Source organism: Caulobacter sp. AVps16, from assembly GCF_058681455.1.
Window position 1 is genome coordinate 462,770 of the sequence record NZ_CM178739.1, and the last position, 25,827, is coordinate 488,596.

26 protein-coding genes are annotated in these 25,827 nt (G+C 67.0%); 7 read left to right on the top strand and 19 right to left on the bottom strand.

Annotated features, from left to right (window positions below; all coding sequences use genetic code 11):
- Positions 1–9 precede the first annotated feature (9 nt).
- Positions 10–1,095: a quinolinate synthase NadA gene (gene nadA, locus ACW17U_RS02250; RefSeq protein ID WP_492054678.1), complete on the bottom strand. Its 1,086-nt coding sequence runs from the start codon at positions 1,093–1,095 to the stop codon at positions 10–12.
- 165 nt (positions 1,096–1,260) lie between these two features.
- Entirely contained in the window at positions 1,261–3,498 is a 2,238-nt protein-coding gene (locus ACW17U_RS02255; RefSeq protein ID WP_492054679.1) for a PAS domain-containing protein, read from the bottom strand.
- A gap of 223 nt (positions 3,499–3,721) precedes the next feature.
- On the opposite strand from ACW17U_RS02255, the gene ACW17U_RS02260 reads away from it, so the two are divergent.
- The 3 genes from ACW17U_RS02260 (at position 3,722) to ACW17U_RS02270 (ending at position 6,094) form a co-directional block, all read left to right on the top strand.
- A complete protein-coding gene (locus ACW17U_RS02260; protein WP_062148876.1) occupies positions 3,722–4,201 on the top strand; it encodes a Dps family protein in 480 nt (159 codons plus the stop codon).
- Positions 4,202–4,208: 7 nt separating this feature from the next.
- Positions 4,209–5,435 (top strand): cell wall hydrolase, encoded by a 1,227-nt coding sequence (locus ACW17U_RS02265; RefSeq protein ID WP_492054680.1) that lies wholly within the window; start codon positions 4,209–4,211, stop codon positions 5,433–5,435.
- Positions 5,436–5,698: 263 nt separating this feature from the next.
- Positions 5,699–6,094 carry a PDZ domain-containing protein gene (locus tag ACW17U_RS02270; protein ID WP_492054681.1) on the top strand — a complete coding sequence of 132 codons (396 nt, stop codon included), beginning with the start codon at positions 5,699–5,701 and terminating at the stop codon, positions 6,092–6,094.
- Positions 6,095–6,149: 55 nt separating this feature from the next.
- On the opposite strand, the gene trxB is transcribed toward ACW17U_RS02270, so the two are convergent.
- Positions 6,150–7,160 carry a thioredoxin-disulfide reductase gene (gene trxB, locus ACW17U_RS02275; RefSeq protein ID WP_492054682.1) on the bottom strand — a complete coding sequence of 337 codons (1,011 nt, stop codon included), beginning with the start codon at positions 7,158–7,160 and terminating at the stop codon, positions 6,150–6,152.
- Between the two features lie 58 nt (positions 7,161–7,218).
- Between trxB and ACW17U_RS02280 the strand changes: the two genes are divergently transcribed.
- Together ACW17U_RS02280 and pseI are read left to right on the top strand one after the other, a co-directional pair.
- A complete protein-coding gene (locus ACW17U_RS02280) occupies positions 7,219–7,533 on the top strand; it encodes a hypothetical protein (RefSeq protein WP_492054683.1) in 315 nt (104 codons plus the stop codon).
- 59 nt (positions 7,534–7,592) lie between these two features.
- Positions 7,593–8,648 carry a pseudaminic acid synthase gene (pseI, locus tag ACW17U_RS02285; RefSeq protein WP_492054684.1) on the top strand — a complete coding sequence of 352 codons (1,056 nt, stop codon included), beginning with the start codon at positions 7,593–7,595 and terminating at the stop codon, positions 8,646–8,648.
- A gap of 109 nt (positions 8,649–8,757) precedes the next feature.
- Here pseI and ACW17U_RS02290 read toward each other — a convergent pair whose 3' ends face one another.
- The 7 genes from ACW17U_RS02290 to ACW17U_RS02320 all read right to left on the bottom strand — a co-directional run bounded on the left by ACW17U_RS02290 (position 8,758) and on the right by ACW17U_RS02320 (position 14,140).
- A complete protein-coding gene (locus ACW17U_RS02290) occupies positions 8,758–9,708 on the bottom strand; it encodes a beta-1,6-N-acetylglucosaminyltransferase (RefSeq protein WP_492054686.1) in 951 nt (316 codons plus the stop codon).
- Positions 9,705–9,830: a hypothetical protein gene (locus ACW17U_RS02295; protein ID WP_166504260.1), complete on the bottom strand. Its 126-nt coding sequence runs from the start codon at positions 9,828–9,830 to the stop codon at positions 9,705–9,707. Before ACW17U_RS02295 ends, ACW17U_RS02290 begins: the two co-directional genes overlap by 4 nt.
- A 262-nt stretch (positions 9,831–10,092) precedes the next feature.
- Positions 10,093–10,947 (bottom strand): SDR family NAD(P)-dependent oxidoreductase, encoded by an 855-nt coding sequence (locus ACW17U_RS02300; RefSeq protein ID WP_492054687.1) that lies wholly within the window; start codon positions 10,945–10,947, stop codon positions 10,093–10,095.
- Positions 10,948–10,997: 50 nt separating this feature from the next.
- Positions 10,998–11,693: a WbqC family protein gene (locus tag ACW17U_RS02305; protein WP_492054688.1), complete on the bottom strand. Its 696-nt coding sequence runs from the start codon at positions 11,691–11,693 to the stop codon at positions 10,998–11,000.
- A gap of 5 nt (positions 11,694–11,698) precedes the next feature.
- The gene (locus ACW17U_RS02310; protein ID WP_492054689.1) at positions 11,699–12,961 is read right to left on the bottom strand and encodes an NAD(P)-binding protein; all 1,263 of its coding nucleotides are present in this window, start codon (positions 12,959–12,961) and stop codon (positions 11,699–11,701) included.
- Positions 12,958–13,605, bottom strand: coding sequence for a class I SAM-dependent methyltransferase (locus tag ACW17U_RS02315; protein WP_492054690.1), 648 nt, complete (start codon positions 13,603–13,605; stop codon positions 12,958–12,960). The genes ACW17U_RS02310 and ACW17U_RS02315 overlap by 4 nt, the downstream gene beginning before the upstream one ends.
- A gap of 145 nt (positions 13,606–13,750) precedes the next feature.
- A complete protein-coding gene (locus ACW17U_RS02320; RefSeq protein ID WP_492054691.1) occupies positions 13,751–14,140 on the bottom strand; it encodes a limonene-1,2-epoxide hydrolase family protein in 390 nt (129 codons plus the stop codon).
- Between the two features lie 131 nt (positions 14,141–14,271).
- Between ACW17U_RS02320 and ACW17U_RS02325 the strand changes: the two genes are divergently transcribed.
- Positions 14,272–14,691 (top strand): hypothetical protein, encoded by a 420-nt coding sequence (locus tag ACW17U_RS02325; RefSeq protein ID WP_062148839.1) that lies wholly within the window; start codon positions 14,272–14,274, stop codon positions 14,689–14,691.
- Between the two features lie 3 nt (positions 14,692–14,694).
- Here ACW17U_RS02325 and pseG read toward each other — a convergent pair whose 3' ends face one another.
- From pseG to ACW17U_RS02365, 8 genes are all read right to left on the bottom strand, one after another.
- Positions 14,695–15,684 carry a UDP-2,4-diacetamido-2,4,6-trideoxy-beta-L-altropyranose hydrolase gene (gene pseG, locus ACW17U_RS02330; protein ID WP_492054692.1) on the bottom strand — a complete coding sequence of 330 codons (990 nt, stop codon included), beginning with the start codon at positions 15,682–15,684 and terminating at the stop codon, positions 14,695–14,697.
- On the bottom strand, positions 15,681–16,397 hold the full coding sequence (locus ACW17U_RS02335; protein WP_492054693.1) for a cytidylyltransferase domain-containing protein: 717 nt from the start codon (positions 16,395–16,397) through the stop codon (positions 15,681–15,683). Before ACW17U_RS02335 ends, pseG begins: the two co-directional genes overlap by 4 nt.
- Positions 16,398–16,467: 70 nt before the next feature.
- Positions 16,468–17,703: a mitochondrial fission ELM1 family protein gene (locus tag ACW17U_RS02340; RefSeq protein ID WP_492054694.1), complete on the bottom strand. Its 1,236-nt coding sequence runs from the start codon at positions 17,701–17,703 to the stop codon at positions 16,468–16,470.
- Between the two features lie 108 nt (positions 17,704–17,811).
- On the bottom strand, positions 17,812–18,285 hold the full coding sequence (greA, locus tag ACW17U_RS02345; protein ID WP_062148828.1) for a transcription elongation factor GreA: 474 nt from the start codon (positions 18,283–18,285) through the stop codon (positions 17,812–17,814).
- A gap of 177 nt (positions 18,286–18,462) precedes the next feature.
- Positions 18,463–20,151, bottom strand: a complete 1,689-nt coding sequence (locus ACW17U_RS02350; RefSeq protein WP_492054695.1) for a methyl-accepting chemotaxis protein — start codon at positions 20,149–20,151, stop codon at positions 18,463–18,465.
- Entirely contained in the window at positions 20,148–20,417 is a 270-nt protein-coding gene (locus ACW17U_RS02355; protein WP_492054696.1) for a hypothetical protein, read from the bottom strand. The genes ACW17U_RS02350 and ACW17U_RS02355 overlap by 4 nt, the downstream gene beginning before the upstream one ends.
- A 202-nt stretch (positions 20,418–20,619) precedes the next feature.
- Entirely contained in the window at positions 20,620–21,285 is a 666-nt protein-coding gene (locus ACW17U_RS02360; protein WP_492054697.1) for a glutathione S-transferase family protein, read from the bottom strand.
- A 74-nt stretch (positions 21,286–21,359) separates the two neighbouring features.
- Entirely contained in the window at positions 21,360–21,803 is a 444-nt protein-coding gene (locus ACW17U_RS02365) for a hypothetical protein (RefSeq protein ID WP_492054698.1), read from the bottom strand.
- Between the two features lie 145 nt (positions 21,804–21,948).
- On the opposite strand from ACW17U_RS02365, the gene ACW17U_RS02370 reads away from it, so the two are divergent.
- A complete protein-coding gene (locus ACW17U_RS02370) occupies positions 21,949–22,260 on the top strand; it encodes an energy transducer TonB (RefSeq protein ID WP_492054699.1) in 312 nt (103 codons plus the stop codon).
- A 225-nt stretch (positions 22,261–22,485) separates the two neighbouring features.
- On the opposite strand, the gene carB is transcribed toward ACW17U_RS02370, so the two are convergent.
- Complete coding sequence (carB, locus tag ACW17U_RS02375) at positions 22,486–25,779, bottom strand: carbamoyl-phosphate synthase large subunit (RefSeq protein ID WP_492054700.1); 3,294 nt, start codon at positions 25,777–25,779, stop codon at positions 22,486–22,488.
- Between the last annotated feature and the right edge of the window lie 48 nt (positions 25,780–25,827).

The following is a 25,827-nucleotide window of genomic DNA, read 5'->3' on the forward strand; positions in this document are numbered from 1 at the left end:
GAAAGGGGACTAGATCAGCTCCACGTCCACGTGATGGCGGGCCTTCACGAGGTCGTAGCGGGCGGGAACAAGCGGCGGTGGCAGGTCGATCATCCGCTGCACGGCCAGGGCTGCACGGTCGATGATGTCGGCGTCCACCGTCACTTCGAATTGCTCGTGAACCAGGGCGTCGTGGATGTTCTGCAGGGTGATGCGCTTCATGTGCGGGCACAGGTTGCAGGGACCGATGAACTGGGTCAGCGGGCTCTCGGCCTGGACGTTGGAGGCCATGGAGCATTCGGTGATCAGCACCACCTGGGCCGGCTTGCGGGCCGCCACATAGTCGTTCATCGCCGCCGTCGACCCGGCGAAGTCGGCGGCTTCGAGGATCTCGGTCGGGCATTCCGGGTGGGCCAGTACCTCGGCACCGGGCCAGGCCGCGCGCATGTCGGCGATGTCGCTGGCGGTGAAGCGCTTGTGGACCTCACAGTGTCCGGCCCAGGCGATGATCTTCACCTCGGTCTGGCGCGCGACGTTTCGGGCCAGATATTCGTCGGGGATCAGGATGACCTTGTCGGTCCCCCATTCGCGCGCGGCCCATTCCACCACCTGCACGGCATTGGCGCTGGTGCAGCAGATATCGGTCTCGGCCTTCACCTCGGCGGTGGTGTTGACATAGGTGACGACCGGCACCCCCGGATAGCGCTGCTTGATCAGCCGCACGTCGGCCCCGGTGATCGAGGAGGCCAGGCTGCAGCCGGCCTTGAGGTCCGGGATCAGGATCTTCTTCTGGGGCGACAGGACCTTGCTGGTCTCGGCCATGAAGTGCACGCCGGCCTGGACAATGATCTGGGCGTTGCTCTTGGCGGCTTCCCTGGCCAGGGCCAGGCTGTCGCCGACGAAGTCGCCCACCCCGTGGAAGATGTCGGGGGTCATGTAGTTGTGGGCCAGGATCGCGGCGTTCTTCTCGCGCTTGAGCCGGTTGATCTCGGCGATCAGCGGGGCCTGGCTGCGCCATTCCAGCGGCGTGACATGGTGCTTGACCTTGTCCCATACGCCGGCGGTCTCCGCTTCGATCTGCGGGGTGAACTCCAGGGCGGCAAACCCGTCGGCCATGTGATCCTCGCTTATGCTCAAACTGAGCATTTGTGGGGCCTCAAAAAACGCCGGAGCAGGGCAAACCGTTCCAGCGTCCGGCTTATGCTGAAATTGAGCATAAGTGACGAAACACATATAGCCCTTTGTGATGAGCTTGCAAAGAGGTGTCCGGGTTCGGACGCTTCAGGTCGTCCGAGCCGCGCTCAGGGCCCGGGCCAGGCTGTCGAGCGAGAAGGGCTTGCTCAGGAACGGCCAGGCCCCCGCCTGGGCCCGACCCTGGTCGCCGCCCGTGTAGCCGGAGCAGAGCACCACCGGCAGGCCCGGGTGGGTCCGGGCCAGGGACTCGGCCAGGTCGACGCCGCTGCGGCCACCCGGCATGATCACGTCGCTGAGGACCAGTCCGATGGCCGGATCCCGCGCCAGGCAGTCGAGGGCTTCATCGACGCCGCCCGCCCGGCTCACCGTGTGGCCCAGATCACAGAGCATGGCGTCGACCATTTCGGCAACCTGGGGATCGTCCTCCACCAGCAGCACGCGGGTCGGAACCTGGCTGACGATCGGATCGAGGGCGGCCGAGGCCGTCGACAGGTCTGCGTCCTTGGCGATGGGCAGCAGCATGGCGACACAGGCCCCCTGACCGGGGCGCGTCTCGATGTCCACCGAACCACCGCTTTGGCGGGCGAAGCCATAGACCTGGGACAGGCCGAGGCCCGTGCCCTCACCGGGCGGCTTGGTCGTGAAGAACGGTTCAACCGCCCGGGCCGCTGTCTCGAGATCCATACCGGACCCCGTGTCGCGGACGGCGATCCGCAGGTACTGGCCCGGGCCCAGATCGCCGAACCCGGCAGGCAAGGTCACGGGGCGGGTCTCGATCGTGATCTCGCCGCCGGCCGGGGTTGCGTCCCGGGCATTGACCACGAGGTTGAGCAGGGCGGCCTGGAACTGGCCGGAATCCACCAGGGCGCTGCCCACGCCGCCCTCCAGCCGCAACTGGAAATCGTAGGCGTCGCCCACGGCGCGACGCAAAAGGCCTTCGCTCTCCGTGATGAGACGATCGATGCGACAGAGCTCGGGCCGCAGCGGCTGGCGGCGGGCGAAGGCCAGCAGATGCTGGGTCAGCTTTTCACCGCGTCTGGCGGCGTCCAGGGCGGCCCCGACCATCCGCTGGCGACGGGCCTGATCGTCCGGATGCCGCTCGACCACATCCAAGGCGCCGATGATCACGGTCAGAAGATTGTTGAAGTCGTGAGCCACGCCGCCGGTCAACTGGCCGATGGCCTCCAGCTTCTGGGACTGGAAGAGGGCGGCCTGGGCCGCATCACGCTCGGCGACGGCGGCCTGAACACGCTCGGCCAGCAGTTCATTGACGCTGGCCAGGTCCGCCTCGGCCTGCTTGGCGTCGGTATTGTCGAAGGCGATACCGATGAAACCGTCAAAGGCCCCGTCGGGGGCATGGCGAGGCTGGGAAAAGGATTTCAGCCAGCGCCATTCGCCGTCAGCGCGGCGATAGCGGCCTTCCAGGCTGAAGGGCTTGCGGCTGCCTTCGCCGGCGATCTGGCCCTTGAGAATGACGGGCAGGTCGCGCGGATCCAGCCGGGTGCGCCAGTCCAGCACCAGGGCTTCCTCATAGTCGCAGCCGGCAAAGTCAGAATAGGCCTTGTTGACGAAGTCGCGCTGGCCGCCGACCCGTGACATCCACATCAGGGCCGGGGCGCTGTCGGCCAGGCTGCGGAAGCGGGCTTCGCTCTCGCGCACGCGCTCCTCGTCGCGGCGCCGCCGGGTGACGTCGAAGTTCAGGCCCAGGATCCGAACCGCCCGGCCGGTGTCATCGCGGCGGACCTCGCCGCGCCCATGGATCCAGCGTTCCCCCCGGCTCAGGTCAGCGAGGCGATACTCGACCTCATAGGCCTCGCCGGCCCGGACCGAGTTGCGGATGCGTTCGGCGACCATGGCGCGATCGTCGGGATGGACGTGATCGACCAGATTGGCCCAGGTAATGGGCTCGTCGGGGGAGAGGCCGAGATTCTGCCGGGCCCCTTGAGACAGATAGAGGGTATCGGTGGGAATGTCCCAGTCCCAGGGGCCGACGCCTGCTGCCGACTGGGTCAGTTCCAGCCGGGTTTCCGCATCCATCTGCTGGCGACGAGCCTCTGAAAGGCCCCGCAGGGCCCCCCTAAGCCCCTCGGCGACGATCAGGGTGATCGTGGAGGAGAGCAGGAAGATCACCAGGGTGGCGATCTCGTCTTCTGACAGGGCTTCGCCATCGCGGCCGCCCCAGAGCCACCAGCCGAAGGCCGCGCCGGCGACAATGGGACCCAGTCCCCATTTCCAGCCGGCATAGAGGGTGACCAGGACAATGGCCGGGAAAAAGGGCTGGGTCGCCCCGACGCCGCCGCTCAGGCCCAGCAGGGTGACGCGCATCAGAATGGCGGCTGCGGTCGCGATCAGGGTTGCCAGCGCGCAATGCCAGGCCGGCGGTGGAACGGGAGGGATCAGCCACGCGCTTATCAGTCCGTGGAGGCGTGCACGGTCGGCAACGGATGGGGCTGAAATGTCCTCACTCACCTTTGTCGCTCTCCGCCGAAACAAGGCTTGCCAAGACCATGGACGAGCTTACCTAGAACACGCAACACGGGAGATGAGAATGGCCGCCGCCCCCAATACCGGTCTTTCGGCGAAACAGCGCGGCGAGATCGCCGCCGGCCTGAACAAGGTCCTGGCCGACAGCTATGCGCTCTATCTGAAGACGCATGGCTATCACTGGAACGTCAGAGGCCCCAACTTCCAGTCGCTGCACGTTTTGCTTGAAGGTCAGTACTCGGAAGAGTGGGCGGCGCTGGACACCATCGCTGAACGTATTCGCGCCCTGGGCGAGCTGGCCCCGCAGGGCTATGCCGCCTTCGGCAATCTCTCCAGCATCAAGGATGGCGATCCCGAACAGGACTGGGAGGCCATGCTGACCGAGCTGAAGCAGGACAACGAGACGGTGATCGCCACTCTGCGCGCCGCCTTTCCGGCCGCTGACGACGCGGGCGATGAAGCGACCGCCGACCTCCTGACCCAGCGCCTGCAGGCCCACGAGAAACACGCCTGGATGATCCGCGCGACCCTGGGCGGCAAATAGCCGCTTCGTGTTGACCGCCGTTTCCAAGCCTTGGATCAAGGCCGCCCTGGGGCTTTTGCTGCTGGGCGGCCTTTCCGCATGCGCCACCTATTATGTGCCGCGCGGCTATGGCCGCGAGGCCGGGGTGGCGCGGGTGACGCGGGGCTTCTCCGACGCCGCCCTGACCCGCTATGTGGCCAATATGGATCCGGCCATGCTCAGCCTGGCCCGTCGGCATGATCCCCGGCCCCATACCCGCTACTGGGGTCGCGTGCCCGGCTGGGAGCGGATCGACCTGGCCTCGATCCCGCGCTTTTCCGATGCCGCGCCCGATTTCGACACGGCTCGCCTGATCAACAGCCTGCGCCGGCCCGCGCCCCTGGCCATCGAGCCGGCGAAGCCTTTCGTGCTGAAGGCCTCAGTCGAGGACCGCACCAAGGCCCTGCGCTGCCTGGCCCAGGCGGTCTATTTCGAATCCGCCTTCGAGCCCCTGGCCGGCCAGGAGGCCGTGGCCCAGACCGTGCTCAACCGCATGCGGCATCCGGGCTATCCCAAGACCGTCTGCGGCGTGATCTATGAAGGCGCCGCCCGCGCCACCGGTTGCCAGTTCAGCTTCACCTGCGACGGCTCCCTGGCGCGCGAACCCAATCCGCAGCTCTGGGCCTCGGCCGAGTCGGTGGCCCGCCGCGCCCTCAATGGCTTCGTGATGAAGGATGTGGGTGTCGCCACCCACTATCACGCCAGCTATGTCGCGCCCTATTGGGCCCCGACCCTGGTCAAGCTGCGCCAGGTGGGCCAGCACATCTTCTATCGCTGGACCGGACCGTCGGGCACCCTGGCGGCGTTCAAGGGCAAGTATCGTGGCGGCGAGGACGTGACCGCCGACATCCTGCTGGCCGGCGACGCCCGCACCCTCGAAGCCGCCCCTGCCGAGGCCCTGGCCGCCGGGGCGGTGGTCAATACCCAGATCCTGGCCCAGGCCCAGGCGGCAGGCCTGATCCCCTCGACCCTGGCCCCGGGGGCCCATCTGGTTGCGGTGCCCGACGCCACGGCCCCCGGCGGTGAGCGCCTGAAGTTCGAAGGGACGGTCGCCGGTCGCCGGATCCCGACGCCCGAAGAGATCGCCGAGATCAACCGCGCCCTGGACAAGCTTCCGGAGGTTGCCGCTGAAAAGCCGCCCGTTGCCGAGACCCCCAAGGCCCCGCCGCCCAAGCCGAAACAGCGGCCGCCGAACCTGTTGTCGCCCTTGAACTAGGGTCAGGGCCGGCAGGGCGACCGGCCTATCTCATGGGCCGCGCCGTCTTCGGAGTGGGTGCAGAACTGGGCTAAGGCCTCTACCGGATCGGCGCAGTTGCCCGCCCATCGGCAAGCGAGGCGTTCCCTAGCAAGATCCCTGTCCGGGGGCGCAGGGCCAATCCATGCATAAATGCATATGAGCTAGGCGTTTTGGGGCCATGGGTCTTTGCGATCTGCCTGACTAGAAGGTCCGGACAGGCCTCAATTCAGGAACCCATGAGCATGACCGCCGCCGACAAGATCAAGCTCGCCCCCTTGCGCCGGTCTGTTGTGTTCGGAGTGACCATGCTTGCCCTGGCCGTGTCAGCACAGGCCGGTGCCAAGCCGAGGGCGAGAAAGATCGGTTTTTCCGTTCAGGTGATGACCACAGGTCTGACCAAGACCACCGTCGCCAAGATCGTGGTCCAGCAGGTCCAGGCGGACTCTCAGGCCATGGAGGCGGGAGTCGCGGTCGGGGACGAGCTGGTCAGGATTGACGGTACCGATGTGCCCGGCAACAGCGTCTTCGTGCTCAAGAAGCATATGGCCTTTGAGCCTGGGGAGCCCAAAACCGTGACCTTCAGGCGAAAGACTGGTGCTCAGTTCGAGGCCGTCTTCATTCGCGCCGCCGGGCTCTGATGGGCTTTTTGAGCTGGCGGCCTTATGGCCGCCAGCGCCCACCCGCGCCGCAGCCCTACCAGACGCCGATCTTCTCGGCCTCGGCATGGCTGATCGGGTGGCGGTCGCGGATGTGATCCTGCTCGGCCAGGAAGCGCACGGCTTCCAGGGCGGCCATGCAGCCCATGCCGGCGGCCGTGACGGCCTGGCGGTAGATATGGTCGGTGACGTCGCCGGCCGCATAGACGCCCTCGATCGCCGTCGAGGCGGTGCCGGGCGCGACGAGCAGATAGCCGCCGGCATGGGTTTCCAGCTGGTCCTTGAACAGCTCGGACGACGGGGCATGGCCGATGGCGATGAAGACGCCGTCGCACTTCAGCTCGCTCAGGTCGTCGGTGATCACGTTCTTGAGGCGGACGCCGGTTACACCCATCGGGTCGCTGTCGCCCAGCACCTCGTCGATGGCACTGTTCCAGGCAATCTCGATCTTGGGATGGGCCAGCAGGCGTTCCTGCAGGATCTTCTCGGCCCGCAGCTCGTCCTTGCGGTGCACTAGGGTGACCTTGCGGGCGAAACTGGTCAGGAACAGGGCTTCTTCGACGGCCGTATTGCCGCCGCCGACCACGACCACGTCCTTGTTGCGATAGAAGAAGCCGTCGCAGGTGGCGCAGGCGCTGACGCCAAAGCCCTGGAACTTGCTCTCGCTTTCAAGCCCCAGCCACTTGGCCTGGGCCCCGGTGGCGATAATCAGGGTCTCGGCCAGCCATTCCTCGCCGCTGTCGCACTTGATGTGGAACGGGCGCTTGGAGAGGTCGGCCGACAGCACGATGTCGCTAACGAACTCGGTGCCGACATGCTCGGCCTGGGCCTTCATCTGGTCCATCAGCCACGGACCCTGGATGACGTCGGCAAAGCCCGGATAGTTCTCGACATCGGTTGTGATGGTCAGCTGGCCACCCGGCTGGATGCCGGCGATCAGCACGGGCTTCAGCAGGGCGCGCGCGGCATAGATGGCGGCGGTGTAGCCGGCGGGGCCTGAACCAATGATCAGGCAGCGGGTCTGGCGGGGGGCGGAGGAGGTCGACATGGGCGCAGATATAGTGTCGATTCCAGCTTAGCGCGATGGCTGCAACACGGGGGACATCATGAAAGCGGGTTTGCCGATCGGCATTGGCGTCGGGATCGCCATCGGGGTGGCTCTGGGCCTGGCGCTCGACAATCTGGCCCTGGGTCTCGCCTTGGGCGTCGCCATCGGTGCCGGCTCGGGCGTGGCCATGATGGGGGCGGGCGCAGCCGCCGAGAAGAACAAGAAACGGGATAGCGCCACAGACGGCGGCGATGGCGGCATTGTCCACATCGGTTCCTCCTCAAAGGGGTCAAAGTCAGAGGGCTCTGACGACTCCGACGGCTCCAGCGATGGCGATGGGGGCGGTGGAGACGGCGGCGGCGGCGGCGATTGACGCCTCGTCCACCTTTCCCGGGTTAAACTGCCGGAAACCATGTTGCTCCGGACCGCGCCATGACCGACTCCCCCTTCATCGAGATCGCCGGCCGCAAGATCGGCACCGACCAGTCGCCCTATGTGATCTGTGAACTGTCGGGCAATCACAATGGCAGCCTCGAGCGCTGCCTGACCATGGTCGACGCCGCCGCCGCGACCGGTTGCGACGCGATCAAGATCCAGACCTATACCGCCGACACCATCACCCTCGATGTCGACCGCCCCGAGTTCAAGATCCATGGCGGACTGTGGGACGGGCGCACCCTGTATGAGCTTTACGAAGAGGCCCATACGCCGTTCGAATGGCATGCGGCGATCTTCGAGCGGGCCCGCCAGCGCGGGGTGACGATCTTCTCCAGCCCGTTCGACGAGACGGCGGTGGACCTGCTCGACAGCCTGGGCGCGCCGGCCTTCAAGATCGCCTCGTTCGAGGCCGTCGACATCCCGCTGATCCAGTATGCCGCCAGCAAGGGCAAGCCGCTGATCATCTCGACCGGCATGGCCAATCTGCAGGAGATCGAGACCGCCCGCGAAACGGCCCTGTCGGCCGGCGCGGCGGGCGTTCTGCTGCTGCACTGTGTCTCCAGCTATCCGGCCACCTTTGCCGACGCCAATGTGCGGACAGTCGCCGACATGGCCCAGCGTTTCGGTTGCCCTGTGGGCCTGTCCGATCACACGCCGGGCACGGCCGCCTCGGTGGCGGCGGTCTCGGTCGGGGCCTGCGCGGTGGAAAAGCACTTCACCCTGGCCCGCGCCGACGGCGGTCCTGACGCGGCCTTCAGCCTGGAGCCCGCCGAGTTCAAGGCCCTGGTGGAGGACTGCAAGAACGCCTGGGCCTCGCTGGGTCGCGCCCACTACGACACCCTGGGCTCGGAAGCGACGTCGCTGCTGTTCCGCCGCTCGCTCTATGTCACCGCCGATGTGAAGGCCGGCGAGCCCCTGACCAGGGCCAATGTCCGCTCGGTCCGCCCCGGCAACGGCCTGCCGCCCGCCGATCTCGCCAAGGTGCTGGCCGGCAAGGCTGCGCGCGACCTGACCCGCGGCGAGCCGCTGGACTGGTCGATGGTGGGTTAGGGCGTCCTCCGTTTCCCGGATCGCTTCAGATCAAAACAGACTGTCATCCCGGACTTGTCCGGGATGACAGCTTTCGTTTGCGACTCACCATTGCCGATGGAGGACTTGCCTAGGCCCCCACGAGCAGTCGCGGTGCGGGGGCGCTTGGTGCTTCATCCACGTTCGCCACATCCTGGGTGCGCAGATGGGCCTCCAGGAGGTCGAGGATCTCGGAATCCTCGGTTGCATCGAACTTGCGGGCAAAGAGGTCCTGGCTGGTGGTCAGCTGCACGGCGTCCGAAGCCACGAATGTGCGGGGCCTCAGCTTGATGTCGCCGTCGGGGATCCAGTCGATCATCCGTTTGTCGTCATTGATCACCTCGCCATGGGTGGAGGTGTTCATCATCACGGTCTGGAAGAAGCCCTCATCGGCGATGAAGGTGTTGCGGTAGAAGGCCTTGTAGCGCTCCACCGACGGGTCGTGGCAGACGAAGTCGCAGAAGGTCCGGCTGACGATCTTCCACTGGGTGCCGATATAGGGGGTGGCCCCGTCGAGAAAGAGTCGCGTGGCCAGGGTGTCGACGATGCGGCCCTTCAACTCGACCACATGTTTCAGCACCCGGCCCATGGTGTCGGGACGCATCCGGGCCTGGTCCAGGACCCGGATGAACTCGCGGCCCCGGTTTTGCGCGAGGAAGGCGCGAATGCGCTTCTGGGTCATCAGCGGGAAATCCTGTCCCGACAGGTTGATGAAGAAGCTCCAGTCCTTGCCCATCTCCAGCAGCTTTTCCATGCCGCGCAGTTCGGCATCGACCAGGCTGTAGCCGCCCCACAGGGCCTTCTTGCTCTCCAGCACGGCCGCGTTGGGATAGGCGGACAGGAATTCGCGGATATCGGCTTCCAGAGCCGGGCCCGAGTTCTTGTCGACATGGATCAGATAGTGGTTGTCGGGGTCATGGATCGCCCGGAACAGACGCTTGAACTGTTCAGGATAGCGGTGAACCAGCACCAGATAGGCGATCACGCTGCCCTCCCCGGAAACGGTTGTCTGGCGTGCGGGAACCGGCGTCAGGCGGCTCACGTCTTGGTGCCCCGGAGGGCATCGGGATCGATCGGGCGCGGGCGGGTTGGCTGACCGCCGGTCGAGCGGGAATCGTTCAGGCCCTTGGGGCCGGAGGGGCGGGTGCCCGGATAGGTTTTCATCGGCGGGTCACTTCTTCTGGTGCGGGGCGACAGGCGCGCGACGGCGCTCGGACCGCGAGGGGTCCGACGCGGCGCTACGCGGCCAGCCAGGGGGCGTCTTGTCGATTGTCGGCTATCAGGGGCTCGCTCCCTTCTGTGGGGAGCCGTTGGCGGCGATCCGCGATCAGGGGGGAACGCGCCAGGGGGCGTTTGGTTACGCCTCTGACTTACCCTACCATGCTTGCCGGCCTGAACGTGCGAAATCGCCCAAGCTTCCGAGACCTCAAGCCTTGGGCAGCAGGCCCAGTCGCTTGCCGATGATCCGGTCGAGCATGCGCTTGGGCAGGATCTGGCCCAGCAGGACCTGCACGGGATCGGGCGAGATCACATAGCGCGTCTTGGGACTGGCCGTCGTCAGGGCCAGATGCACGGCCTCGCCGATCCGTTCTGGCGGTAGGCCAGACTTGCCGATCGTCAGCATGAAGGCCTTCATGCCGGCCAGGGCCGGGGCATAGACGGTATTGGCATAGCGGGCGACATCGACGCTGTCGGCCTTGTCCCAGATCGGCGTGGCCACAGCGCCCGGGGCCACGATCACCACGTCGACGCCGAAGGGCAGCAGCTCCCGGCGCAGCGACTCCGACAGGCCCTCCAGCCCGAACTTGGACGTGCAGTAGGGCCCCATGAACGGATTGGCGGTCTTGCCCCCGACCGAGGAGATGTTGACGATCCGGCCGGGATCGGTGCGTGCCGGACTTTGTGCCCCCAGGAGCGGTGCGAAGGCCTGGGTCGCGATGACCACCCCGGTCAGGTTGACCTCCAACTGCTGGCGAAACTCGTCCACAGGCAGGTGCAGCAGAGGGCCGGCCACGGCGATGCCGGCATTGTTGACCAGGCCAGCCAGGGTCGCGCCGTTCAGGGCCGCCTCGACCTTGCGCGCCGCGGCGTTGACGGCGGCCTCGTCGGTGACATCAAAGACCAGCGGGGTGAAGCTGGACCCGAAGGTGGTCTGCAGGCGCTCGGCGTCGGCCTGTTTGCGGACACTGCCAAAGACATGGAAGCCGCCCGCCACCAGAACCTGGGTGATCGCCCAGCCGATACCGGTGGAAACCCCTGTGACGACGACGGATCTGGACATGCTCGGCCTCCCAACTGCCAAGGAAGGATGCGGCAAGTGATCGGCGTTCGCTAGGGCTTTGGCGATACCAGGGCCGCCATCCCCGCCCAGCCCACATTCATCAGGGCGTCGACAAAGCCCATGAACGGCACAAACTCGCCCGGTCCTTGGGGGTAGCTCACCGGCCGGAACGCCTGGAACCGTGCCGGAAAGCCCGCCGCCGCAAACACGCCGTCCTCTTCCATGTAGTCCGCAGAGCCGGTGGGCGAGACATAGTGGGTCGCGCCCACGGCCCGGCAGACGGCCAGAAGGTGCTCCGAACGGGCACCTTCGGCCCCCAGCTCGGAGGCCCGGACCAGACGGGGCGTCAGGCCGATCTTCGCCGCCGCTGCCCTGGCCATGTCGCAGGTCAGGTCGGCCAGCCGCCCGTCCCGATGCTGCGCCAGCTGTTCGAAGACAAAGGCCCAGCCTTCGGCAAAGGCCGGCCGCTTGCCATAGGCATGGCGCAGGGCGGCCAGATGCTTCTCGCGCCAGCCCTGGCTGTCGTCGATCTCGATCGCACTGATCGGCGTGTCGCGGTCATGTTTCCGGACCGGAATGGTCAGCATCAGCTCGCCCTGGGCCGTCAGGATGCGGTTGCGCGACTGCCACGAGCGCCGGGCGAACTGCACGTCGTCGAGAAAGACGAAGACGTCGCTGACCGCCATCAGCTGGAAATAGCCCAGATAGGGCAGATAGGTCGGCTGCATGATCGCCGCCGTGGTCATCGCAGTCATCCGGCCAGCGCGGCCGTCGGAGCCAGTGCGGGGGCGTCCTCGCGCGCGGCCAGCAGGGCGGCATTGACCTCGGACAGCTTGGCCGCCTTGGCATAGGGCTCCCAGGCCCCCGGGATGAAGGCGGTGCCGAAGCGGCCGGCAAGCTCGCGGCGAAGGGCCTTGAGGCCCGCAATGGCGTCCAGCGTATGGTAGATCCAGCGCGGCTTGACGTCCGTGTGCAGCAGGGCACCGACCTTGAGGGCGCCGAAGCCAGACATCAGGGTCCGCATCTCGCCGGGCAGCTTGGCCAGGTCGGCCTCGCGTACGCATTCGGCCACGGCCAGGGTCTGGCCGCCGCTCTCATAGAGATAGACGCGGAAGGCCGCGCCCTGGGCCGTGAAGTTCTGGACATAGACCGGGCAGGGGCCGTCGAACTCGACGGCGAAGACATAGGTGGCAAAGCTCTTCTTGAGCAGATCGGGCGTGGCCAGGCCGAGGGGCTTGAACAGCGGCGTCGGGTTGGCGGCCCAGACCACGGTCTCGTCGGCCTGGGGAGCGGCCAGCAGGGCGCGGGGCGAGACCAGGGCATTGAGCTCGACCTTGACCCCCAACTGCACCAGGGCCCTGTGGCAGGTGTCGAACAGGGCAGAGAAGCCACCGACCGGCAGGGTGGCGCTCAGGTTTGCCGTGCGGCCCGACAGGCCCCGCGGAATGGCATAGAGCTCGTCAGCCCAGGGATCGGTTGTCTTCAGCGCTGCCAGGGCGGTCAGGTCGGCTGCGGCCGGGAAGACCCGGTTGATCGCCAGCGGTATGGCCGCCTCGCCCTGGACAAGGTCGAGATCGGTGTCCAGGTGCCAGCGACAATAGGCGTCCAGCCGGGCGGCTATGGCCGGCGGATAGGCGGCGATGCGGTCGGCCAGGCTGTCGCCGGCCGGGCGAGCGATCCTGGTCGCGGCACAGTCGACGGCCGGCCCGCCGAAGTCCCAGGTAAAGACCCGGCGCTCGTCGGCCCCCAGGCTGACAGAGCCAAACCGGTTGTCGAAGGCTTCAAAGGTTGCGCCGTGGGCCGACAGGGTCTCGACGATGGGGTCGCCAGCGCCGCCGAAATAGATGCAGCCGTCCCGCATCTCCTGGCCATGCACGACCCTGGGTCGGGCCACGCCGCCGAGCGCCTCGAAGCGCTCCTGGATCGTGATGTCGCGCCAGCCCAGGCGATGGGCTTCGAAGGCCGCCAGAATGCCGGTCAGCCCGCCGCCGACAATGCGAATGCGCTCGCTCATGCCACCGCTCCCCACACCACCAGATCGCTGTTGGGGGCGATGCGCATGCCGTTCTGCAGATTGTCGAAGGACACCTTCAGGGCGGTCGGCTCGATCAGGCCCAGTTCGTCAACCAGCCGGCGGACCAGACCCTCTTCGGTGTAGAACAGGTTGAACAGTCCGGCCTCGCCGGTCTCGGGCGTCGCCAGCCGCCAGCCCTGAGGTTCCTCCTCCACGCCCCGGCCGCAACGATAGTCATCGACCAGCCGGGTGCGCACGAAGACCTCGGCACCGGGGGCGAGGGACCGGCGCGCCGCCGTGAGGACCCCCTTGGCCTGGGCGTCGGTCAGATAGCAGAGCAGGTTGGGGATCAGCAGCACGTCAATGGGCGTTTCGCCCAGGTCGGGCAGGCCTTGCGACAGGTCGGCGCGGATCGTTTCAACCCGGCCGTCGAGGTTGAAGACCGCGTCGTCCAGAGCCGACTGCGAATAGTCGACATCGGTCAGGGACCAGCCATAGGCCGCATAGAGCGAGAGGTTGTTGCCCGTTCCCCCGCCCAGTTCCACGACCCGCCCGCGGCGCTGATGCAGGCCGCGCTTGAAGAAATGCCGGGCGACGAACTCGTCCGGGTACTTCAGGCCGCGAATATCGGGCAGGGCGGGCATGGCGGGAGAATCCGGCGGCGGCGATGTCGCTGCAGAATCCAGCCCAAGCGCCGAACGTTTGGTTAACGGGCGTTAGGTGATCCAGCGCGGTTTGTCGCAGTCGACCGGGTTTTTTCCCTTAAGGGGAGCGGGCTTGGGCCTGTCCCTAGCCGGTGGGCCACTGCGACATGATCGTGGCCGCGTCGAAATAGTCGCGCCAGTAGGTGATCTTGCCGTCACGGACCTCGAACACGCCCGTCACCGGCAGCTCGACCCATTTGTCGGCGAGGCGATGGCGGTCAAGCCTCTCCAGAAACACCAGCGACCCGCTGGCGGACTCGCGTAGAACCCGGAACTCGTTTTCCAGGGTCGGTGCGAAGAACGGCTCGAGCAAACTGCGAACGCCGGCCGGACCATGGACGACCGGCAGGGGCGGCGGATTCACATATTCGCAGTTGTCGGCGACGAGCTTCAGGGCCGTGTCATAGTCCAGCGGCTCCATGGCCTTCATGAACTGGCGGACGATCTCGAGGGGGCTTTCGGCAGGGCTGACCATGATGACGCTCCAGGGTTTGGGTAGCGCGATGGTCACAGGGGACCTGAACCGCAGCAATAACCTGGCAGGTAATTGAGCCAGAGCAGCCCCGGGCTCAGCCTGCCCGGGCAAGGGATCAGGAGGAGGCGCAGATGTCCCAAAAGTTCCACAAGGCCTGGCTGAAGGTCACGGCCCTGATCGTCGGGTCCTTCGGGCCCGTGTTCTTTCTCGGCACCCTGGCGAACACGCGGGAGCCGGCCCGGCTGACACTCGATCTCCTGAGCTGGCCGATCGATGGCGCAACAACCTATGCCTCGCCGGACACCGTGTTTCTGTCGGCCCTGACCGGGGGCTTTCTGACCGGCTGGGGCGTCCTGATCTGGTGCCTGTCGGAATGGGTCCATGATGCCGCACCGGAAGGCGTGCGCCGGGCGGTTCTGGCCAGTCTTCTGGCCTGGTTCGTCGTGGACAGCGCCGGGTCGCTGGCCTCCGGCAATGCCTCCAATGCCGGGTTCAACATCCTGGTCCTGTTGCTGGCCGTCGGACCGCTGTGGCGGGCGGCCAAAGACTAGGGCCTAGGTGCCGGCAATCCGCGCCAGAAAGGCCGCGGCCACGCGATCGGCGCCACCGCCGTCGCAGACCCTGGCGCTGGCCGTCGACAGGGCGGCGCGCAGGCCTTGGTCCGCCATCAACCTGTCGATCTCGCCTCCGAAAGCGGTGTCGAAATCCGGTGTGTCCACATCCAGGCAGGGGCTGGCCCCGGCCGCCTGCAGGGCCGTGGCGGCGGCGACCTGATTGTCGGCCAGGACCAGGGTGAGGGTGGGCAGGGCCAGGATGCAGCGCTCCCAGCTGGTCGAGCCGCCGGCCCCGACCGCGAGGTCCGCCTCCAGGGTCAGGCGGGGCATGTCCTGGGTATCAATGTGCAGGTTGAGGCGCGGATCGGTCATCGCCTGCAGGCGCGGCAGGCTGGGGGCACCGCTCCCCAGCACCACATCCAGGGCAACCTCGCCGGGGCGGGACAACAGCAGATCGACGACCCGTCCGGTGATGCCGCCCACATCGGTCAGGCCCAGGGACACCAGGATCCGCTTCACGGGGCCTGCAGCCGCGCGGCGGGCCAGGGCCGCTTCGCGCAGGGCCGGAAAGGCCGGGCGCACGGGCGCATGGTTCGGTCCAAGGAGCAGTATCGCTCCGGGGGGCGTCAGGCCGGCATAGTCCCGGGCCAGACGGGCAGGTCCGGCGTCCAGCACCAGATCGGCCTCCAGCGGACGGTTGGCCAGGTCATCGATCACCAGGGTCGGACGCCCCCGGGCCAAGGCGCGGTGGTCGGGGGCCGACAGGTCGTAGTGATCGAAGACGACGGCATCGAACGGCTCGGCAGCCATGCTGCGGGGTGTGCCGGGCGCGAAGACCTCGAGCACGGCCTCGACCGCCGGCCGGGCCAGAAAGGCGCAGTCCGCCCCCGCCGACGTCAGGGCCTCGGCCAGGGTCAGGGACCGCATCACATGGCCGCCACCGACATCGGGACCGGCGTTGCAGACGAACAGGATGGCGGGACGGCTCATCCGCGCCGGTCGCCGCCGTACATCGTCAGGTCCGGTCGACTGGCGACAAAGGCCTTGATGTCATCGGAGGTGAAGTGGCGATTGGCCGGATAGAGCTGGTCATAGACCGTAGCGACAAAGGCGTAGTCGTCGGGCCGGTCGACCGTCCAGCGGATGGCGTCCTGACCCGGCTCGGCGGGGAGCCAGGCGATCTTCCACTGGTCGGGATGGTTCCAGACATCCCAGGTTACGTGCTCGCGGGCTTCCTGGCTGTCGGCCTGCCGGGCCGCGCGGCGCAGGCCCTGCGCGGTGATCACCTCGACATCCAGGCCCTTGGGAAAGGCCGCGCCTTCGGGGCTGTTGCTGGCATAGTCGGCACCGGTCGCCAGATGCAGGTCGATGGTCGCGTCGATCAGGTCGGGGTCGGCCAGCGGGCAGTCGGCGGTCAGGCGGACCACATGGTCGGCGGGATAGGCGTCCAGCGCGCCGATGAAGCGTTCCAGCACATTGTCCAGCGGCCCGCGATGTACGGCTATGCCTTCCTTGTGCACGGCCTCGACCAGCACATCATCGTCGGGCTGGTCACTCGTCGCCACCACCAGCCGGTCGATGCGCCTGGACCGGGCCACCCGCTCGATCTGCCGCACGATCATGGGCTGGCGCAGGATCGGCATCAGCACCTTGCCCGGCAGGCGGGTGGAGCTCATGCGGGCCTGGAGGACAGCGAGGATCATGGGACCTGTTTAGGGCCGAATCCCTCCTCGCCCAAATCGCTTGCCTGGGAAGAGGGCGCGGTCAGGCGGGCTATTCCGGCTTGGGTCGCGGTTTTCTGGCCGCCTTCACTGTCGTTGCGGTCTTGGTCCCGGCCTTCTTTGCCGTGGTTGCCACTTTCGGTTTCGGGGGTGCCTTGTCAGCAGCAGCCTGCGGCCTCGCGCGAGGCTTCCGCGGCGGCTTGGGGGTGGGGACGGGTTCGGGAGCGGCCGCAGTCGCAACCGCAACCTCAGCCTCAGCCTCAGCCTCAACCACCGGCTCCACTTCGACGACGGCCACACCCCGCATCCGCGCCAGTACTTCGCGTGCGGCGCGGCCGGTCTCGTCGACGGGCTCATAGGCCCAGCCGTGGAAAGCCCCGCCATAGGGACGTGCGGCACCCTGACGTTCCAGTTCTTCGTGGAAGAGGCGGAACTTCAGGCTGGAGCCGTCCATCTTCAGGATGAACACCGGCTTGCCGGTCGAGGCGGCCTCGGTGGCCATGTTGGTCGAGTCCTCGGTGACGAGGATGTAGTCGGCGGCCGCCAGGAAGGCGAAATAGGGATTGGAGCCCTCGCCATCCCAGATCAGGCCGGGCAGATGCCGCAGCCGGGCGGTCAGCAGGGCGCGGGCCGGCTCGGGCGTGCGGCGCGAGAAGGTCATCAGCAGCGAGCCGCCGTCCTGCTCCAGCGGAATCTGGATCTGGTGGGCGATCTGGGCGGCGCGTTCGCTGGACAGGTCGAAGGCCTTGGATTTGCCGCCCAGCAGCACCGCGACGCGTGGGCGGGGCAGGTCGTCGATCTGGTCGGAGAACTTCTCGTACTCGCTGGCCAGGCGCGCAGTGGTCACCCGGTGCGGCGAGCCGGTGATCGACAGGATGTTGTCGCCGCTGAGGCGATCATGCTTGGGCGGAATGACCAGGTCGAACATGTGTGGCGGGACCCGGGGGTCCTGGATCTGCACCACATAGGTCTTGCCGCCCGACCAGCGCTTGGCGCGGATCGACAGGGGCAGGGTGGCGCGGCCGGCGGCGATCCACAGATCCGGGAAAGGGCCTCCGATGTCGCTGTCCGGCGTCAGCCATCGGCGCGGGAACCAGTTCAGCCACCAGGGCAGGCGACCGACGCGGCCGGTCCAGCCGACGCGCTTGACCTCGATCAGGGCTTCGATGCCCTGGAGGCGCGCCTCGCGCACCACGGCCTCGGCCAGGCCGACGGCCTGGGCCTCGATGCCGGCGCGGCCGTCGGAGATCGCCCAGATGATCAGAGGTGGCTTCGAAGGTGTCTTCAACACGGCATCCGGAAGAGTACGGTCATGCAAACAAGGCCGCCCCGGGAGGAGCAGCCTTGTTCATGGTCTCGCTTTATGGCGCGGGTTGGGCGCTAGAGCCAGAGGCCTCTAGAGCCACTCCACTTTCAGGATCTCATAGGCCTTGACGCCGCCGGGCGTATTGACCTCGACGACCTCGCCCACTTCCTTGCCGATCATGGCGCGCGAGAGCGGCGATGACAGCGAGATACGGCCCGACTTCACATCGGCTTCGTGATCGCCGACGATCTGGTACCGGGCCTCTTCCTCGGTGTCCTCGTCGACGACGCTGACCGTCGCCCCGAACTTCACCTGCTTGCCCGAGAGCTTGGACACGTCGATCACCTGCGCACGGGCGATCTTGTCCTCGATCTCGGCGATGCGGCCTTCGATCCAGCCCTGGCGCTCCTTGGCGGCGTGATACTCAGCATTCTCCGAGAGGTCGCCATGCTGGCGCGCCTCGGAGATTGCGGCGATCACTGCCGGACGCTCGATCGTCTTCAAACGCTTCAGTTCGTCGTCGAGGGTTTGATAACCCCCGGCGGTCATCGGCACTTTTTCCATTGCGGATTTTAGCTCGGTTCGCCTTGGGAGGAGTATTCGTCCCGTCGCGGGCGCGCACGACTGGGGGCTGAGAGGATAAGAGGCGCGTTCACGATAAGCAAGGGGCGAGGCGATCCCCTTTGCTCTCATGGTGGCCGTGCAGGCCAGGGGCCCCGGTTTGGACCGGGGCCCCTGGGCCTAGAACTCCTGCCACTCTTCCTTGACGGCCGCCGCCGCCGAGCTGCGGCCTGGACGCGCCATGACGGCAGGACGCTGGCGGGGCTGTGGCGAAGCCTCAGTATGGGCGGCCATCGTCCCGTCAGACACCTTGAAGCGAGAGACCTGGGCGGCCAACTGGCCGGCCTCGCCCTTCAGGGCATGGGTGGCGGCGGTGGCCTCCTCGACCATGGCGGCGTTCTGCTGCACCACCTGGTCCATCTTGTTCATGGCGGTATTGACCTCCTGCAGGCCTGCCGACTGAGCATTGGCCGAGGCGGCGATCTGGTTGACCAGGGTGTCGATCGAGGCGACCTGACCGACGATGCGCTGCAGGGCTTCGCCGGTCTGGCCCACCAGGGCCACGCCGGCACCGACCTGCTGGGTCGAGGTCGAGATCAGGGTCTTGATTTCCCGGGCGGCATCGGCCGAGCGCTGGGCGAGAGCCCGCACTTCCTGGGCGACCACGGCAAAGCCGCGGCCCGCCTCGCCGGCGCGGGCGGCCTCGACCCCGGCATTGAGGGCCAGAAGATTGGTCTGGAAGGCGATCTCGTCGATCACCCCGATGATCTGACCCACCTGGTTGGAAGAGCCTTCGATCTGGGTCATGGCGGCAACCGCCTGGTCGACGATTTCGCCCGAGCGCTGGGCGTCGGTGCGGGCCTTGGCCACCACGTCAGAGGCCTCCTTGGCTCCGGCGGCGGTCTTGCGCACAGTGGCCGTGATGTCCTCGAGCGCCGAGGTGGTCTGCTGCAGGCTGGCGGCCTGCTGCTCGGTCCGCATGGACAGGTCGTCGGAAGCGTGGGCGATCTCGTCAGCCCCGGCACTGACCGCGCGGGTCGTTACCGAGATATCCATCAGGGCGGCCTGCACCCGTTCGGCAGCCGCATTGAAGTCGGCCCGCAGCGCTTCGTAAGCCTCCGAGAAGCGCGTCGATAGTCGGACCGTCAGATCGCCCTTGGCCAGGTGTTCCAGACCCTTGGCGATCGCCTCGACCGCTTCAGTGTGCTGCATCTCATTGAACGCCTCGGTCTGGGCCGTCTCGGCCCGGACGGATTCTTCGGAGCGTCGGGCGTTTTCAGCGGCGCTATGGGCGGCATGGGCGTCCTCAACAGCTTTCTCGGCCTCGGCGCGGGCCTTGTTGGCGCTGTCGAACATGGCGTTGATGCTGAAGGTCGTGGCGATCAGGGCTCCCGCCTCGACGATCAGGATCGCGGCGTGGACGATGACCCGGCCAAGGCTCGCCGAACCGGGAAAGACGGCCTGGGGCAGCATGAAGCTCAGGACCAGGTGGTGCACGGCGACGGCGGCGGCGGCGGCGGCGATGACGCGCCAGTCGCAGAAGACCACCAGCAGGGCCAGGGCCGCGAAATAGGCCATATGCATGTCGATCTGCCAGCCATGGCCATTCAGGGCCGCGACCAGCAGGGAGACCTGGGCCATCAGGGCGACGCCCATCAGAGACCGGCCGGTCGAGTTGGTTCCGGCGGTCCGGTGCGCCAGGGTGGTGGCTGCGGCCGCGACCAGGGCGGCGAGAGCCAGGCCCAGAACCGGGCCCTGCATCATCAACCGGGCGGCCACAACAATGACCACCATCAGCCAACTGGCCCCTTCGACGACCTTGCCGCCAAACTGGCGCTGGCTGTCGAGGCTGGTAACAGCGATGCTCATGACAAGGCTCCCTTGGGGGCGCAGACGCCCGCGAGATCAGGATCGAGGATCAGCAGGGCTCCGGATGCCCGGGCGCGGCGCGCCAGGTCGACCGGGTCGCCCCGCAGAATGACAATGAAGGGTGCGCCGCCGACGGCGGCGATCTGGCCGGCAGAGCCGCCGGCACCCAGGCTTCGGCCCGCGTCCCACCAGGGCGGGAAGACCGCCGCGACCCGCGAGGGATCGCGCGGCGCGGCATTGACCGACACCGCTGCAATCAGCCCCACGGCGATTGCTCCGGCAATCGCGGCAAGGCTTCCGAGGCTGGAGGAAGGCCTGCCTGGAGGCCCCTGAGAATTCGGCATGGCTAAAGCTCGAGGTCTCCCACCAGCGAAGGCCGATGGGAGACTCAAGTTCATGCACCTACAGGGTTACCTGCAGCTTAACCAAAGGCGGTCGCGACGATCTGAACCAGGCCGGCTGGCCGGCCTATTGGGCGTAGTCGTAGGGGCCGCCGCGCTTCAGGGCTTCGCGATAGGCGGGGCGGGCGTGGATGCGCTCAAGGAACGCCTTGACATGCGGGCGCGAGGCTGCCCCGGCCCGGGCGGCTCCGGCCTCGAGCGGGAAGCTCATCATGATGTCAGCGGCGGTGAAGTCCTTGCCCGCGAACCAGGCGGACTTGGCTAACTCGTCGTCCCAGTAGTCGACATGGGCCTTCAGCTGCGGGTCGATGAAACCGGTCTGGGCACCGTTGGCGACGGCCTTGACCAGACCGCGCAACAGGCCCGGCGCGCGGGTCGGCAGGGCGGTGAAGACCAGCTTCAGTAGCAGCGGCGTCATGGCCGAGCCTTCGGCATAGTGCAGCCAGTAGGTGTAGCGCAGCCGATCGGCCGTGCCGGCGGCCGGGATCAGCCGGCCCTGGCCATAGGTCTCGATGATGTACTCGATGATCGCCCCGGTCTCGGCGATGACCTTGCCGCTGTCGGTGATTACCGGCGACTTGCCCAGGGGGTGGATGGCGCGCAGCTCGACCGGGGCCAGCATGGTCTGGGCGTCGCGCTCATAGCGCTTGACCTCATAGGGCACGCCCAGCTCCTCAAGCAGCCAGAGGATCCGCTGGCTGCGGGAATTGTTCAGGTGATGGACGATGACCATGGCAGGCGTCTCCGCAAAAGGCCCGGGACGCTGCCACGGCGCCGCGTGGGTCAGTCAAGCCAGATCAGGTCAGGTCAGATCAGGGGCCTAAGATCCGGCTCCTGCCAGCCCCGACGTGCCGCGACACTGAACAGCCGCTCGCGCGACCAGAAGGTCAGGGGCCAGGCCCTGTCGCCCAGGGGCGAGGCCAGCAGGCGGGCGCAGGCCTCGCCGTCACCGATCCCGTCCGGCAGGCCGGCGACAAAGACGCGGATCGCGGTCAGGTAGCCCTGGGTGATGGTCTCGTGATAGCCGCTGACATCATCGTTCACCCCGCCCACGGCGACATTGTAGGTCTGGATAATCCCCGGCAGGTCGCGCTCCAGCCCGGCGTCGCGGGTGCGCACCAACCGCAGGGTGGCGGCCAGATGCGCCGCATGGGTCCACTCGGCCTTGGGCAGGCTGTGATCCAGAAGCCGCTTGGCCAGGCCGCCGATCTCGGCGTCGGTATAGGGGGGGCGAGAGGGTGTGACAGGCATGGGCCAGCCATACCCCCTGAAGGCCCGGGCCTCAATCTGCCCAGAATGTTCAAGGTCAGAAAGGGTTAACTCTGAACTTTTTCAGTTCCTTAGTTTGCCGCTGTCATAAGGGTCATCAACGGCCAATCGCCACAGGGAACCCCTTATGAAGTATCCGATCGCCATCGTCGCCGGCATGGCTTGCAGCCTGTTTGTCGCACAAACCGCTTCCGCTGCGGGTGGCTTCGAAGACCAGATGAGCCGCTGCCTGCAGCAGCATGCCAACACACGCGACGCCGCCCAGGTCATGCTGGAATGCACGGCCGACGCCGGCAAGCTGTCCGAGTGCAAGGTCGTCGACAACAGCGCCGCCGGCAAGGGCTTCGACAAGGCTGCCATGTGCATCGCTGAAAAGCTGCCCATGGGTGCCAAGACCGGTACCGTGAAAGTCCCGTTCCGCTTCCCGGGCGGCGCGTAAGCTTCGCTTCGGCGGCAGAGCTGGGAGCGCGGTCGAACCGAGTTTGACCGTGACGCTCCAGGGCCTGCCCCGCGGCAACCGGGCGCGAGGCAGGTCGCAGGGCGGTCGATCCTTCGGGGTCGGTCGCCCTTGTGCGTTCTGGACCAGGGCTACGTGGGGCTATGACAAACGCCGCGCCGGTTTTCACCGACGCGGCGTTTGTCTGCCGGCTCGTCCCTGCAGGCGTCAGCTGTAGCTTTGCAGCGGCCGCACTTCCAGCGCTTCGGCGGGGGCCGAGGAGATGGCCTGGGCAGCGGCAAGAGCGCCGGCCGAGGTGGTGTAATAGGGCACCTTCATCATCAGGGCGGTGCGGCGGATCTCGAAGCTGTCTTCCAGGGCCTGCTTGCCTTCAGTGGTGTTGAACACCAGCTGCACGCCGCCGTTCTTCATCACGTCGACGATGTGAGGGCGGCCTTCGAGCACCTTCTTGACGTGCTCGACGGCGATGCCCTGGGTGGCCAGATAGGCGCGGGTGCCCTCGGTGCACAGGACGGTAAAGCCGGCGGCCTGCAGCAGGCGGACGGGCTCGACGATCCAGGGCTTGTCGCTTTCCTTGACCGAGACGAAGGCCGTGCCCGAGCGGGGCAGGGTGACGCCGCCGCCCAGCTGGCTCTTGGCAAAGGCGCGGGCGAAGGCGGGGGCCATGTCGGCCTCGCCGTCGCGCTTCCAGTCGAGGCCCATGACCTCGCCGGTCGAGCGCATTTCCGGACCCAGCACCGTGTCGACGCCGGCGAAGCGGGCGAACGGGAAGACGGCTTCCTTGACCGCGATATGGTCATAGGGCTTGTCGACCAGACCGAAGCTTTTCAGGGTCTCGCCGGCCATGATCTTGGCGGCGATGGCGGCCACGGGCTGACCGATGGTCTTGGCCACGAACGGCACCGTACGGCTGGCGCGCGGGTTCACTTCCAGCACATAGATCCGCGGATTTTCGCTGTGCGGCTCCTCGATGGCGAACTGCACGTTCATCAGGCCGCGCACATTGAGGGCCAGGGCCATCTTCACGGTCTGGCGCTTCAGTTCTTCCACCGTCTCGGCGCTGAGCGAGAAGGGCGGCATCGAACAGGCGCTGTCGCCCGAGTGGACGCCGGCTTCCTCGATATGCTCCAGAACGCCGGCCACGAAGACGTCGGTGCCGTCGCACAGGGCGTCGACATCGACCTCGGTGGCGCGGCTCAGATAGTGGTCGAGCAGGATCGGATGCTCGAACGAGATCTCGCCGGTGTTGGTGATGTAGCGTTCCAGGTGCTCGTGATCGCGGATGATTTCCATGCCGCGGCCGCCCAGCACGTAGGACGGCCGCATCACGAACGGGAAGCCGATCTCCTCGCCGGCCGCGCGGGCCTCGTCCCAGGTGCGGGCGATGGCGTTTTCGGGCTGGGCGATGTCGAGCCCGTTCAGCAGCTGCTGGAAGCGCTCGCGGTCTTCGGCCAGATCGATGGCGTCAGGGCTGGTGCCCAGGATCGGCACGCCGGCCTCTTCCAGGGCGTGGGCCAGCTTCAGCGGGGTCTGGCCGCCGAACTGCACGATGACGCCGGCCAGGGTCCCGTTGCTCATCTCGACATGCAGCAGCTCCAGCACGTCCTCGGCCGTCAGGGGCTCGAAGTACAGGCGGTCTGAGGTGTCGTAGTCGGTCGAGACGGTCTCGGGGTTGCAGTTGACCATGATCGACTCGATGCCGATGGCGTCGAGCGCAAAGGCTGCATGGCAGCAGCAATAGTCGAACTCGATGCCCTGGCCGATCCGGTTGGGACCGCCGCCGAGGATCACCGCCTTCTTGCGGTTGCTGGGCGCGCTTTCGCACTCCGGGACCTGGCCCAGGGCACCGGTCTCGTAGGTCGAGTACATGTAGGGGGTGGTTGCGGCGAACTCGCCGGCGCAGCTGTCGATGCGCTTGAACACCGGCCGCACGTCCAGGGCCTGACGGGCCTTTCGGACGGCGGTTTCGGTAGAGCCGGTCAGCTTGGCCAGGCGGGCGTCGGAGAAGCCCTGGGCCTTGAGGGCGCGGAAGCCCTGGGCGTCGGTCGGCAGGCCGCCGGCCCGGACCCAGCCTTCCTGGCGGATCAGCTCGGCGATCTGGCGCAGGAACCAGGGCTCGTAGGAACAGGCGGCATTGACCTCTTCCACGGTCAGGCCGTGGCGGAAGGCCTGGGCGATGACGCGCAAGCGATCGGGGGTGGGCATGCCCAGGGCGCGGATCACGGCGGCTTTGCCGTTGTCCGGATCATCAGCGCCGTGGATGTCAACCTCGTCGAAGCCCGACAGGCCGGTTTCCAGGCCGCGCAGGGCCTTCTGGACGCTTTCCTTGAAGGTGCGGCCGATGGCCATCACTTCGCCGACCGACTTCATGGCGGTGGTCAGATGCGGCTCGCTGCCCGGATACTTCTCGAAGGCAAAGCGCGGGATCTTGGTGACGACATAGTCGATCGAGGGCTCGAACGAGGCCGGGGTCGCGCCGCCGGTGATGTCGTTCTTCAGCTCATCGAGCGTGTAGCCGACGGCCAGGCGGGCGGCGACCTTGGCAATCGGGAAGCCGGTCGCCTTGGACGCCAGGGCCGACGAGCGTGAGACGCGCGGGTTCATCTCGATCACGACCATGCGGCCGTCGGCCGGATTGACCGCGAACTGGACGTTGGAGCCGCCGGTCTCGACGCCGATCTCGCGCAGCACGGCGATTGAGGCCGCGCGCATCCACTGATATTCCTTGTCCGTCAGGGTCAGGGCCGGGGCGACGGTGATCGAGTCCCCGGTGTGGACGCCCATCGGGTCGATGTTCTCGATCGAGCAGACGATGATGCAGTTGTCGGCCGTGTCGCGCACGACCTCCATTTCGTACTCTTTCCAGCCCAGGACACTTTCTTCGATCAGCACCTCGGTGGTCGGCGACAGGTCCAGACCCCGCAGCACGATCTCCTCGAATTCCTCGAGGTTGTAGGCGATGCCGCCGCCGGTGCCGGCCAGGGTGAAGCTGGGGCGGATGATGGCAGGCAGGCCGACGAAGGCCAGGCCCTCGCGGGCCTCGTCCATATTGTGGGCGGCCTTGGACTTGGGGCTCTCGAGGCCCAGCTTGTCCATGGCGTCGCGGAACTTCTGGCGGTCCTCGGCCTTGTCGATGACCTCGGCCTTGGCCCCGATCATCTCGACGCCGAACTTGGCCAGGGTGCCGTTGGCTTCAAGAGCCAGGGCGGTGTTCAGGGCCGTCTGGCCGCCCATGGTCGGCAGGAGGGCGTCGGGGCGCTCCTTCTCGATGATCTTGGCGACCATGTCCGGGGTGATCGGCTCGATATAGGTCGCGTCGGCCACGTCCGGATCGGTCATGATCGTGGCAGGGTTGGAATTGACCAGGATGATCCGGTAGCCCTCGGCGCGCAGGGCCTTGCAGGCCTGGACGCCCGAATAGTCGAACTCGCAAGCCTGGCCGATCACGATGGGGCCGGCACCAATGATCAGGATCGAGGACAGGTCTGTTCTTTTGGGCATCGGAAAACTCGCGCGCAGAGACACGGTCGCGCACATCCGCGCGCCCGC

Coding starts and splice junctions, on each gene's coding strand:
- nadA (WP_492054678.1), bottom strand. CDS start 1,095: ATGGCCGACGGGTTTGCCGCCCTGGAGTTCACCCCGCAGATCGAAGCG.
- ACW17U_RS02255 (WP_492054679.1), bottom strand. CDS start 3,498: ATGCGCGTCACCCTGCTGGGCCTGAGCGGCGGCGTCGGGGCGACCCAG.
- ACW17U_RS02260 (WP_062148876.1), top strand. CDS start 3,722: ATGGCCGCCGCCCCCAATACCGGTCTTTCGGCGAAACAGCGCGGCGAG.
- ACW17U_RS02270 (WP_492054681.1), top strand. CDS start 5,699: ATGACCGCCGCCGACAAGATCAAGCTCGCCCCCTTGCGCCGGTCTGTT.
- trxB (WP_492054682.1), bottom strand. CDS start 7,160: ATGTCGACCTCCTCCGCCCCCCGCCAGACCCGCTGCCTGATCATTGGT.
- ACW17U_RS02280 (WP_492054683.1), top strand. CDS start 7,219: ATGAAAGCGGGTTTGCCGATCGGCATTGGCGTCGGGATCGCCATCGGG.
- pseI (WP_492054684.1), top strand. CDS start 7,593: ATGACCGACTCCCCCTTCATCGAGATCGCCGGCCGCAAGATCGGCACC.
- ACW17U_RS02295 (WP_166504260.1), bottom strand. CDS start 9,830: ATGAAAACCTATCCGGGCACCCGCCCCTCCGGCCCCAAGGGCCTGAAC.
- ACW17U_RS02300 (WP_492054687.1), bottom strand. CDS start 10,947: ATGTCCAGATCCGTCGTCGTCACAGGGGTTTCCACCGGTATCGGCTGG.
- ACW17U_RS02305 (WP_492054688.1), bottom strand. CDS start 11,693: ATGACCACGGCGGCGATCATGCAGCCGACCTATCTGCCCTATCTGGGC.
- ACW17U_RS02310 (WP_492054689.1), bottom strand. CDS start 12,961: ATGAGCGAGCGCATTCGCATTGTCGGCGGCGGGCTGACCGGCATTCTG.
- ACW17U_RS02315 (WP_492054690.1), bottom strand. CDS start 13,605: ATGCCCGCCCTGCCCGATATTCGCGGCCTGAAGTACCCGGACGAGTTC.
- ACW17U_RS02320 (WP_492054691.1), bottom strand. CDS start 14,140: ATGGTCAGCCCTGCCGAAAGCCCCCTCGAGATCGTCCGCCAGTTCATG.
- ACW17U_RS02325 (WP_062148839.1), top strand. CDS start 14,272: ATGTCCCAAAAGTTCCACAAGGCCTGGCTGAAGGTCACGGCCCTGATC.
- pseG (WP_492054692.1), bottom strand. CDS start 15,684: ATGAGCCGTCCCGCCATCCTGTTCGTCTGCAACGCCGGTCCCGATGTC.
- ACW17U_RS02335 (WP_492054693.1), bottom strand. CDS start 16,397: ATGATCCTCGCTGTCCTCCAGGCCCGCATGAGCTCCACCCGCCTGCCG.
- greA (WP_062148828.1), bottom strand. CDS start 18,285: ATGGAAAAAGTGCCGATGACCGCCGGGGGTTATCAAACCCTCGACGAC.
- ACW17U_RS02350 (WP_492054695.1), bottom strand. CDS start 20,151: ATGAGCATCGCTGTTACCAGCCTCGACAGCCAGCGCCAGTTTGGCGGC.
- ACW17U_RS02360 (WP_492054697.1), bottom strand. CDS start 21,285: ATGGTCATCGTCCATCACCTGAACAATTCCCGCAGCCAGCGGATCCTC.
- ACW17U_RS02365 (WP_492054698.1), bottom strand. CDS start 21,803: ATGCCTGTCACACCCTCTCGCCCCCCCTATACCGACGCCGAGATCGGC.
- ACW17U_RS02370 (WP_492054699.1), top strand. CDS start 21,949: ATGAAGTATCCGATCGCCATCGTCGCCGGCATGGCTTGCAGCCTGTTT.
- carB (WP_492054700.1), bottom strand. CDS start 25,779: ATGCCCAAAAGAACAGACCTGTCCTCGATCCTGATCATTGGTGCCGGC.